Origin of the sequence: Rheinheimera sp. (genome assembly GCF_020217005.1) — a bacterium.
GTDB lineage: Bacteria > Pseudomonadota > Gammaproteobacteria > Enterobacterales > Alteromonadaceae > Pararheinheimera.
In genome coordinates, this window is the sequence record NZ_JAIWOI010000270.1 from 1 (window position 1) to 10,000 (window position 10,000).

The window sequence follows — 10,000 nt, forward strand, 5'->3', positions numbered from 1 at the left end:
GATAAACGTATTAGCAGAGCCATAGATCAGGCGTTGTTTGTACCTCCTGAAGATTTTGAACAGGTAGACTCAGCAGTGCTTCTGAGTTTTCAGAATGCTATCTGGCAATTGCTGTATGCGCAGGACTACATGGACGGCATTTTAGATACCCTGAAAAGAGGGGGGGATACTGCCAATAACGCTGCAGTTGCAGGCGCATTATTGGGTGCCTGCTACGGCGTGGCAGAGGTGCCTGAACTACTCAGAAACGCCATCACACATTGCAGGCCTCTAAAAGGTCAGTTTGGCGTGCGTCAACCCCGACCAGAATGTTGCTGGGCGAATGAAATTGAATATTTAACTGAACAGATCCTGATGGGCACAAAAAAGCCGGCGTAGCCGGCTTTTTACCCTATGGCGAATGCATTATTTCGTGTTACGGTTCTCTTCACAGGACTTCTTGTCCACACATTCACCGTACAGATATAAGCTGTGATGTGTCAGCTTGATACCGTTTTTCTCAGAAATCTCCAGCTGCTTACGCTCTATATCGTCATCTTCAAATTCAATGACTTTGCCGCAGTTTAAACAAACCAAATGGTCGTGGTGATCCATACGGCTTAACTCGAATACCGACTTACCACCTTCAAAATGATGGCGGGTGACAATGCCGGCATCGTCAAATTGGTTTAATACACGATAAACAGTAGCCAGACCAATATCTTCGCCTAACTCAAGCAAAATCTTATATACATCTTCCGCACTAATGTGCTGATGGTTAGGATCTTGCAAAATATCGAGGATTTTCACTCGTGGCAAAGTGACCTTGAGGCCTGCTTTACGTAATTCGGTATTATGATCTGACATGGACAGTTCTACTCTTTCTTGAATTTCAATTGATTATAAGGCCATTAACGACAGAAGCAACCTATAAATCTGCGCCTTGCTGAGGGGAAAGCGCAGACAAAGCACGAACGAGGCGTTAGAATTCGCCTAAAGAGGTCTTACCAGAGGTAGCTTATGCGTTGGGCATTTAACCCGGCCGTGATGCGGCATTTATTAAATTTGTGGCCACCGTTTTTTTTTACTGGCATCAAAGTAGTGGAGTTGGCACAGGATTACAGATATTGCAAAGTGATACTAAAAAACCGTGCTTGGACCCGCAATATCAATAGTAGTCAATTTGGCGGTTCTATGTTCGCAATGACAGACCCAATTTATCCCTTGATGTTAATGGGGGCTTTAGGTAAAGAGTATATGGTGTGGGATAAGCAGGCTGACATTAATTACATTACGCCCGGGCGCGGTATGTTAAGCGCAGAGTTTGTGCTGTCAGACTTAGAGCTTGAACATATCAAACAACAAACTGAAGCAGGCAATAAATATTTTCCGGATTTTGTTGTACATGTGAAGGATACAAAAGGTGAATTGGTCTGCGAGGTAAAACGTAAGGTGTATATTCGTAAAAAACCAAAATACAGAGATTAGAGGATTTAGCGGCAAAAAGGGGCAAAGACCGGACTCTGCCCCTTGTAAATTATAAAGCTTCCAGCTCTTTTAAGCTCAGCTCATCATAAATCTGCTTACACCATTGCTTGACGCGTTGCTCAGTCAATTCAGGCTGACGGTCTTCATCTATGCCTAGACCAACAAAATGATCGTTATCCGTCAGTGCTTTGGATGCAACAAAGTTATAACCTTTGGTTGGCCAATGCCCAACAATAATCGCCCCTTTTGGCTCGATAATATCGCGTAAAGTCCCCATAGCATCGAGGAAATATTCGGCATAATCTTCCTGATCACCGCAGCCAAAAATTGCCACTAACTTGTTGTTGAAGTCGATGTGTTCCAGCTCAGGGAAAAAATCATCCCAGTCACATTGGGCTTCGCCGTAATACCAGGTTGGAATGCCCAACAGCAACAAATCATAACTGGCGATTTGTTCCTTTGTACTTTTGGCAATATCCATCACGTCAAACAAATGCTTGCCCAGCTCTTTTTGAATCATTTTAGCGATATGTTCAGTGTTGCCTGTATCGCTTCCAAAAAATATACCTACTGTTGCCATAACTTTCGCCTTCTACCTGGTCAACGCTTGTTCTAAAACCCATTCTATATAGGCGCTACGTGTCATATTCTGCTGCTGTGCAGACAGACTCAGTTGTTCGTACAACTGCTCTGACACTTTGCACTCTATACGCTTTAAACCTTTACTTCGATCGCGTTTGATTTGATTGCGCTTGTTAAGCTTTAACTGTTCTTCCCGCGGCAGAGGGTTAGTCCTTGGCCGACCGGGACGTTTTTCATGCGCAAACAAATCTATGGTTGTGCGATCTGTGGCTATTTTAGCCATGTCGCGCACCTCATTTATTCGACAAAATACTCAAAAATCACCTTAGCAACAAAAACTGCAGGCGACAAAAACAACACTAACCAGACAAAAACCTTGCCAAATCTTGGAGCATTGCTTTTTTTCAACACATCCCAAATTGCCATCACAATAAACAGATACAGGGCACCAATACCCAGAAAAAGACCCAGAGTCTCAAACTGCTCAATACTCATATCGACCCATAGCCTGAAAAAATTGCGCGCACTATAGCACAGTTTTATTAGGAATTAATTGCGTTAACTCAATAAAAAATCTGTGACTATTTTACTGAATGCCACTGGCTTTTCGGCATGCAGCCAATGACCTGTACCCATAATAACTTTAGCTTTGCTCGTAGGGAAAAGTTGCAAAATCACGCTTTGATGTTCGGGCAGCAAATAATCTGAATCTGCCCCCTTTATGAAGAGCGTAGGGCCAGTAAAGGGGCCTTTGCTTTCTGGCGCTTTTAATAATTCCTGATAATTGGCGATCAGTGCTTTGATATTAAAACGCCAACGGAATTGGTCGCCTTCTTTATATAAACTTTTCAGTAAAAATTGCCGGACACCAGTCTCAGTGATAGTTAAGGCAAGCTGCTGATCAGCCTGTTGTCTGCTGCGGATCTGATCAAGATTTATACTTTCCAGAGCGGATAATATTTCAAGGTGCCTTGGTCTGTTTTGCACCGGCGATATATCCGCCAGTATTAGTTTGCTGACCCTTGTTGGATAACGCAGCGCAAACTCCATTGAAATTTTTCCCCCCATTGAATGGCCTAACAAAACAACTTGATCCAACCCCAAATGATCCAGAGTGTCTTTGATATCTTCTGCCATCAGCGCATAGGACATGTTATCGTGCCAACCAGAACGGCCATGATTACGCATATCAAGATTAACCACTTGCCATTGATCTGCTAAAGCACGGGCAATTACGCCAAGGTTTTCGTAACTACCAAAAAGGCCGTGGATCAATACAATAGCTTGACCTTGGCCTGTGATCTCGGTATGTAATATCATTATTTTTTCCGACTTAACGACCAGACTTTACAACAAAGGGCATGGTATCAAAACTGCTGGCTGGCGTCAGCGACTATGTATTTATATAATGGCTTCACACTAAAAACGCGGAATAACTTCATGAAAACCATCGAAATAGATGACGACCTTTATCAATTTATCGCCAGTCAGACCCAACAGATTGGTGAAAGCGCCTCTGATATTCTGCGCCGTTTACTGATTGTTAGTCTGACTGAAGCTCAGGCTCCTGCTGTGCCAGCTGCAAAAGTTGTAACTAAGGCCACCTCTGAAGTCATACCTCAGCCTTTGGCACAAAAGCCTGTGGTAACAACAGCTGCCGCAGAAAAATCTGGCTCTGTGTTTGACTTTATTAGCCAACAGGATTTATCTGCTGAGCAAAGCGTGGTTGGACGCTTTTTGTTTATTTTATCGGCACTGTCCCGCGCTCATCGCGGTGATTTTGCTCAGGTACTCGAAATTAAAGGTCGTAACAGATTGTATTTTGGTCAATCTGAGGCTTGTTTATTGGAAGCGGGTAGCAGTACAAACCCTAAGCCAATACCAAATACAGATTTTTGGGTTATTACCAATTCCAATACGACACGTAAAAAAATGATGCTGACTGAAGTAGCTACAAAATTAGGCTACAGTTCAGCAGAGGTTGAACGGATCCGCGATTTGCTATAAGGAGAGTTTATGTCTTTACATCCATTGGCTGGACAGACGGCACCGGCAGCCATGTTACCTAATATTGCGCAACTGATGGCAGCCTACTACAGTTTGACACCTGATGTGGCTGTGGCCAGTCAGCAGGTGAGTTTCGGCACGTCGGGACATAGAGGCGGTGCTTTAGTTAAATCCTTTAACGAAAACCACATTTTGGCCATAGTTCAGGCTGTAGCTGAATATCGCACGCAGCAAGGTTTCAGTGGTCCTTTGTTTCTCGGCAAAGATACTCATGGTCTATCTGAAGCTGCTTTCGTGAGTGCCTTGCAGGTGTTGATTGCCAATGGGGTAGAAACGCATATCCAACAGGCAGGTGGTTTTACGCCAACGCCTGTAATCTCTCATGCGATTTTGGCTTATAACAAAGGCCGAACCGAGGGGCTGGCTGACGGCCTGATTATTACCCCTTCTCATAATCCACCAGAGGATGGTGGCATTAAGTACAATCCACCTCATGGTGGACCAGCTGATACAGACGTTACAGATTGGATCCAAAAGCGCGCTAATGCACTTTTGGCTGCGCACTTAAATGAAGTCAAGTTAGTGAGTTATGAGGCTGCGTTGGCCTCGCCCTTATGTGTCAGCATCGACTATGTTCAGCCTTATGTGGACGATCTGGCTAACGTTATAGATATGGCTGCCATAGCCAAAGCCGGAATAAAAATAGGAGTTGATCCTTTGGGGGGTTCCGGCATAGCGTTTTGGCCTGTGATCGCCAAAACTTATGGTCTGAATATCACTGTGGTTAATGATCGTGTTGACCCGGCTTTTAGCTTTATGCCTTTGGATAAAGATGGGAAAATCCGCATGGATTGTTCATCTGCCTATGCCATGGCAAACCTGATCCAGCTTAAAGATCAATTTGACGTTGCTATAGGTAATGATCCTGATTTTGACCGCCACGGAATAGTGACCCGAAGTGGGGGGTTGATGAATCCAAACCATTATCTGGCAGTGGCAATAAACTATTTGTTGAGTAACAGACCGCTTTGGTCGGCAGATTTATTGATAGGTAAAACTCTGGTGTCTTCAGCGTTAATCGACAGAGTCACCGAAGGCCGTGGTCGTAAGGTTTACGAAGTACCTGTCGGTTTTAAATGGTTTGTTGAGGGACTGCACAAGGGCACAGTTGCCTTTGGTGGTGAAGAGAGTGCAGGAGCTAGTTTTCTGAGGTTTGATGGCACTGTCTGGTCAACAGATAAAGACGGCTTTATTTTAGGTTTGCTGGCAGCAGAAATGCTGGCGAAAACCGGAGTTGACCCCTATCAGCAGTATCAGTCTTTGACCAAAGAGTTTGGTTCGCCCTTATATCGTCGTTTGGACGCATCAGCCTCGGCAGAACAAAAAGCCGCATTGAAAAACCTTGATGTCAGCAGTGTAAAACAAACTGAATTAGCCGGTGATGTAATTCTTGCGGTGCTGACAAAAGCACCGGGTAATGGAGCTAATATAGGTGGTGTAAAGGTCGTTACTAAGAATGGCTGGTTTGCTGCACGACCTTCTGGTACAGAAAATAGTTACAAAATTTATTTGGAAAGTTTCGTTGATCAGCACCATTTGATACAGCTTGAATCTGACGCCAAAGCCTTTGTGGATGCGGTTTTCTCTGCAATTTAAGCCTCGAAAACAGCCTGTTAGCGTGTTGTAATAAAATTACGTTAGCAGGCTTTATTTCTGCTATTTCTTGACTATTGCCCTTCGTTTTTGTAATTTTTCTACAACTATAGTTATAAAAAAAAGCGGCTCACCGCTAAAAAAACCGGGATTTGGCAATGAAAAAAACTTCGACTAAAGCAAAAGCGTCAGTAGCTATTGCGGACCTTCCGAGCACGGAAGAATTAAAAAACAGCATTATAAAACATTTGCACGGCAGTCTTGGGACTGATGTGAATAAAGCCAGTCCACAGGCCTGGTGGCGTGCAACTTGTGCTGCTATTAACGAATACGTCTACGATGGTCTGCGTAATACCCAGCGTACGCATTACCAACAAAATACCCGTGCGGTGCACTATTTCAGTCTTGAATACCTGATGGGGCGGTTGTTCAGTAACAACCTGCATAATTTGGGCGTTTATGATGCAGCAAAAAGCGCCCTGGCTGAGCTTGGCCTGAACATCGCTGATCTGGAAGATCAAGAAGAAGATATGGCCTTGGGTAACGGCGGTTTAGGGCGTTTAGCTGCTTGTTTTATCGACTCCATGGCGACTTTAAATTATCCAGCCATAGGTTATGGTATTCATTACGAAAATGGTTTGTTCAAACAAGAGTTTTCAGATGGTCGTCAAATCGAGCGTCCGGACAGCTGGCGTGAATATGGCAACCCGTGGGAGATTTGCCGTCCTGAGTCTATTCAGGAAATTTCAGTCTACGGTTACGTAGAAACCACTTATGACTTGCAAGGCAAAATGAAAAAGGTATGGCACCCTGGTCGTATCATTAAAGGTGTGCCTTGGGATATTCCGGTCGTGGGTTATCAGGGCAGTTCAGTCAACGTTTTACGCCTGTGGGAAAGCCGTGCCAGCGACTTCTTCAACTGGGACGTATTTAACTCAGGTGGTTATATCGACGCTGCACGCCAGAACATCGAAGCTGAAACCATCTCTAAAGTGCTTTATCCAAACGATGAAACTGATGCTGGTAAAGAGTTGCGTTTAATTCAGCAGTACTTCTTCTGTTCTTGTTCCTTGAAAGACATTATTCGTCGTTACAAACGTGCTAATGGCGATGATTGGAGTAAGTTCTCAGACCAAGTGGCAATCCAGTTGAATGATACCCATCCAGCGGTAGCTATTCCTGAGCTGATGCGTATTTTGGTCGACCGTGCTGAAATGAGCTGGGACGAAGCCTGGAATATTTGTCAGAACGTTTTTGCGTACACTAACCATACCTTGTTACCGGAAGCTCTGGAAAAGTGGTCAGTACGCTTGTTCGAAAAAGTATTACCACGCCACCTGGAAATCATTTACGAAATTAACCGTCGTTTCCTGGTGGAGCAGGTGGATGTATTATGGCCTGGCGATAACGATAAAAAACGTAAGCTATCTATCATCGAAGAAGGCCATGAGCCCATGGTACGTATGGGCCATTTGTCTGTGGTTGGCTCTTTCCGTGTCAATGGTGTGGCAGAAATTCACTCGGAGTTGGTTAAATCCGACTTATTCCCAGAAATGGTTGCGTTATGGCCGGATAAATTTACCAATGTGACCAATGGCGTTACGCCGCGTCGCTGGTTAAAAGCTTGTAATCCCAGATTAGCCAAGTTGTTGGATGAAACCATTGGTGACGAATGGCCACGCGATTTAAAACAACTCGGTAAATTTGCTGCGTTTGCTGATGACCCTGCCATCCAGGACGCTTTTATGGCGATTAAGCAGCAAAACAAAGCTGATTTAGCGACGGTTGTGAAAAAACTGACTAATATTAGTATCGACCCGCACGCAATTTTTGATATTCAAATCAAACGCTTGCATGAATACAAACGTCAGCATCTGAACCTGTTACATATTCTGGCATTGTACCGTCGTATTCTGCAAAACCCGGATTACGATATGGTGCCTCGCGTTTTTCTGTTTGGCGCTAAAGCCGCCCCGGGTTACAAACTGGCAAAAGAAATTATTTATGCCATTAATAAGGTGGCTGAAAAGATCAATAACGATAAGCGAGTGAAAAACCGTTTGAAAGTGGTCTTTATGCCTAATTACCGTGTCACCCTGGCAGAAAAGATGATCCCTGCCGCTGACGTATCTGAGCAAATATCTACTGCAGGTAAAGAAGCCTCAGGTACTGGTAATATGAAACTGGCATTAAATGGTGCTGTAACCGTAGGTACGCTGGACGGCGCCAATATAGAAATTGCTGAGGAAGTTGGACCGGAGAATATTTCGATCTTCGGTTTAACTGTGGACGAGGTCAAAGCTCTGCAAGCCAAAGGTTATCACAGCTGGGATTATTATTATCAGGACGCTGAAATCAAAGCTATCTTGGACTGGCTGGAAACTGACTACTTTACACCAGGCAAGCCCGGTGAGTTGTCAGCTATTAAACGCAGTTTGCTGGAAGGGGGTGATCCATACTTAGTTCTGGCAGACTTCCAGTCGTACGTGAAGGCTCATGAAAAAATCGATGCCTGGTATCGCGATCAGTCAGGTTGGGCAAAAAAAGCCATCCTGAATACTGCACTGATGGGTAAATTTACATCAGACCGTTCTATTGAAGATTATGTAGCAAAAGTCTGGAATCTGGATTCTTGTAAAATTAGCCAGCAATAAGCCGATTTAAGTTAACCGCTTCACATCAAAGCCCACTTCGGTGGGCTTTATATTTGGCATGAAGAACACAAACAGTGCGACAAAAAAGGAGCCTCTGAACTATTTGTTACAATTTGCAGTCCTAGAAGGCATTGGGAAATTGTTTTCGCACCCCCATTAAGTTTACAGAGCCAATAAACAGGCGTTTTAAAGAGAGCAATGAATGAATTATCAACAGCAAGCCCAGCAATGGCAGGCTTTATTCCGTCAGAAACAGCAGGGTAGTTTCCTTAGCCGTGTGCTGCTATGGCTGGTCGCCGGTATCATGCTGGTGTTTGCCATGGGCGTATTACTTTTTGTACTGATGCTGAGCTGGTTACTGATCCCGGTGTTTTTATACAAAAGACATCAGCTACGTAAACAAGGTAAGTCGTTTTTCCAACAGGCCCAGCAACAACAGCAAAGCCGTTCGTCAGAGGGCTCTGGCCGGGTGATTGAAGGCGAAGTGTTGGAACGTAAAAGCGACCACTAAGCAATTCACTCACAAATGTAAGCAAAGCAGGGCTTTGGAAAGGTTGTAATTTTTTTCTAACGCCCTGACCATCCATCTTGCGCTTTGGTATACTCGGCCCAGTTCTAAATCTGGTGCGTCTTATGATACCGAAGTTAACTGCAACCGAAACAACTGATCCTCAGGTCCAGGTCTATGTCACGGCTTTAACAGCTGCTGGTTTTTCCGGCGATATTGAAGTCAGTTATGCCAGCCGTTTAGCTGTAGCCACAGACAACTCTGTGTATCAACAACTACCTGCCGCTGTGTTATTGCCTAAATCTGCTGCTGATGTGCAGCTGATTTGTTCTCTGGCTCAGACATCAAGTTTTAGCTCCATCAAATTTACACCACGAGGTGGTGGCACAGGCACTAATGGCCAGGCTTTAACTTCTGCTGTGGTAGTGGATTTATCCCGCCATATGCGTGAAATCATTGAGATTAATGTCGAAGAACGTTGGGTGCGGGTGCAGGCTGGCGTGATTAAAGATCAGCTGAACGCCTTTTTAAAACCTTATGGCTTTTTCTTTTCGCCGGATTTATCTACGTCAAACCGCGCTACTATAGGCGGCATGATCAACACCGACGCTTCAGGTCAGGGCTCTTTGGTCTACGGCAAAACCAGTGACCACGTGTTATCCCTCGATACTGTACTGATTGATGGCACGGCGCTGCATACTCATGTGATGCCGATAGCTCAGGCAGAGCAGTTGGCAGAGCGGCAGGACAGCATTGGCCGGGTCTATCGGCAGGTACTCTCCAGTTGCCGCGATTTCCGTGCTGATATTTTAAAAACCTTTCCGCGTTTAAACCGCTTTTTAACAGGTTATGACTTAGAGCATGTGTTTAACGAGGATTTAACTCAGTTTGATTTATCCCGCGTTATAACGGGTTCTGAAGGCTCTTTGGGTTTTGTGGTGGAGGCCAAACTCAATATCACGCCGATAGCCAAATACAAATGTTTGGTTAACGTGAAGTACGACAGCTTTGAAAGTGCTCTTAGAAATGCGCCATTTTTAGTGGCCGCTAAGGCAACTTCAGTCGAAACTGTCGATAGCAAAGTACTGGATTTAGCCCGTAACGATATTATTTGGCATCAGGTCAAAGA

12 protein-coding genes are annotated in these 10,000 nt (G+C 44.6%); 7 read left to right on the forward strand and 5 right to left on the reverse strand.

Translation table 11 applies throughout. From position 1 onward, the window contains the following. A partial coding sequence (locus LDL40_RS13150; RefSeq protein WP_300995831.1) for an ADP-ribosylglycohydrolase family protein occupies positions 1-378 on the forward strand: 378 nt, incomplete at its 5' end. A 27-nt stretch (positions 379-405) separates the two neighbouring features. Here LDL40_RS13150 and fur read toward each other — a convergent pair. Next, on the reverse strand, positions 406-846 hold the full coding sequence (fur, locus tag LDL40_RS13155) for a ferric iron uptake transcriptional regulator (protein WP_053426054.1): 441 nt from the start codon (positions 844-846) through the stop codon (positions 406-408). Between the two features lie 153 nt (positions 847-999). Between fur and LDL40_RS13160 the strand changes: the two genes are divergently transcribed. After that, entirely contained in the window at positions 1,000-1,467 is a 468-nt protein-coding gene (locus LDL40_RS13160) for a DUF4442 domain-containing protein (protein ID WP_300995832.1), read from the forward strand. A 49-nt stretch (positions 1,468-1,516) separates the two neighbouring features. Here LDL40_RS13160 and fldA read toward each other — a convergent pair whose 3' ends face one another. The 4 genes from fldA to LDL40_RS13180 form a co-directional block, all read right to left on the reverse strand. Then, positions 1,517-2,047: a flavodoxin FldA gene (fldA, locus tag LDL40_RS13165; RefSeq protein WP_300995833.1), complete on the reverse strand. Its 531-nt coding sequence runs from the start codon at positions 2,045-2,047 to the stop codon at positions 1,517-1,519. 12 nt (positions 2,048-2,059) lie between these two features. Further along, a complete protein-coding gene (ybfE, locus tag LDL40_RS13170; protein WP_046521060.1) occupies positions 2,060-2,332 on the reverse strand; it encodes a LexA regulated protein in 273 nt (90 codons plus the stop codon). 14 nt (positions 2,333-2,346) lie between these two features. Then, positions 2,347-2,544 (reverse strand): DUF2788 domain-containing protein, encoded by a 198-nt coding sequence (locus tag LDL40_RS13175; RefSeq protein ID WP_300995834.1) that lies wholly within the window; start codon positions 2,542-2,544, stop codon positions 2,347-2,349. Between the two features lie 63 nt (positions 2,545-2,607). Continuing rightward, positions 2,608-3,369 carry an alpha/beta fold hydrolase gene (locus tag LDL40_RS13180; RefSeq protein ID WP_300995835.1) on the reverse strand — a complete coding sequence of 254 codons (762 nt, stop codon included), beginning with the start codon at positions 3,367-3,369 and terminating at the stop codon, positions 2,608-2,610. Positions 3,370-3,489: 120 nt separating this feature from the next. On the opposite strand from LDL40_RS13180, the gene seqA reads away from it, so the two are divergent. The 5 genes from seqA to LDL40_RS13205 form a co-directional block, all read left to right on the forward strand. Next, positions 3,490-4,056, forward strand: coding sequence for a replication initiation negative regulator SeqA (seqA, locus tag LDL40_RS13185; protein ID WP_300995836.1), 567 nt, complete (start codon positions 3,490-3,492; stop codon positions 4,054-4,056). A gap of 9 nt (positions 4,057-4,065) precedes the next feature. After that, positions 4,066-5,712 carry a phosphoglucomutase (alpha-D-glucose-1,6-bisphosphate-dependent) gene (gene pgm / locus LDL40_RS13190; RefSeq protein ID WP_300995837.1) on the forward strand — a complete coding sequence of 549 codons (1,647 nt, stop codon included), beginning with the start codon at positions 4,066-4,068 and terminating at the stop codon, positions 5,710-5,712. A 155-nt stretch (positions 5,713-5,867) separates the two neighbouring features. After that, positions 5,868-8,363, forward strand: a complete 2,496-nt coding sequence (locus LDL40_RS13195) for a glycogen/starch/alpha-glucan phosphorylase (protein ID WP_300995838.1) — start codon at positions 5,868-5,870, stop codon at positions 8,361-8,363. A gap of 202 nt (positions 8,364-8,565) precedes the next feature. Beyond that, complete coding sequence (locus LDL40_RS13200) at positions 8,566-8,874, forward strand: hypothetical protein (protein ID WP_300995839.1); 309 nt, start codon at positions 8,566-8,568, stop codon at positions 8,872-8,874. A gap of 122 nt (positions 8,875-8,996) precedes the next feature. Beyond that, the coding region (locus LDL40_RS13205) for an FAD-binding oxidoreductase (protein ID WP_300995840.1) at positions 8,997-10,000 on the forward strand (1,004 nt) is incomplete at its 3' end.

Coding starts and splice junctions, on each gene's coding strand:
- LDL40_RS13195 (WP_300995838.1), top strand. CDS start 5,868: ATGAAAAAAACTTCGACTAAAGCAAAAGCGTCAGTAGCTATTGCGGAC.
- ybfE (WP_046521060.1), bottom strand. CDS start 2,332: ATGGCTAAAATAGCCACAGATCGCACAACCATAGATTTGTTTGCGCAT.
- LDL40_RS13175 (WP_300995834.1), bottom strand. CDS start 2,544: ATGAGTATTGAGCAGTTTGAGACTCTGGGTCTTTTTCTGGGTATTGGT.
- LDL40_RS13160 (WP_300995832.1), top strand. CDS start 1,000: ATGCGTTGGGCATTTAACCCGGCCGTGATGCGGCATTTATTAAATTTG.
- LDL40_RS13180 (WP_300995835.1), bottom strand. CDS start 3,369: ATGATATTACATACCGAGATCACAGGCCAAGGTCAAGCTATTGTATTG.
- seqA (WP_300995836.1), top strand. CDS start 3,490: ATGAAAACCATCGAAATAGATGACGACCTTTATCAATTTATCGCCAGT.
- fur (WP_053426054.1), bottom strand. CDS start 846: ATGTCAGATCATAATACCGAATTACGTAAAGCAGGCCTCAAGGTCACT.
- pgm (WP_300995837.1), top strand. CDS start 4,066: ATGTCTTTACATCCATTGGCTGGACAGACGGCACCGGCAGCCATGTTA.
- fldA (WP_300995833.1), bottom strand. CDS start 2,047: ATGGCAACAGTAGGTATATTTTTTGGAAGCGATACAGGCAACACTGAA.
- LDL40_RS13200 (WP_300995839.1), top strand. CDS start 8,566: ATGAATTATCAACAGCAAGCCCAGCAATGGCAGGCTTTATTCCGTCAG.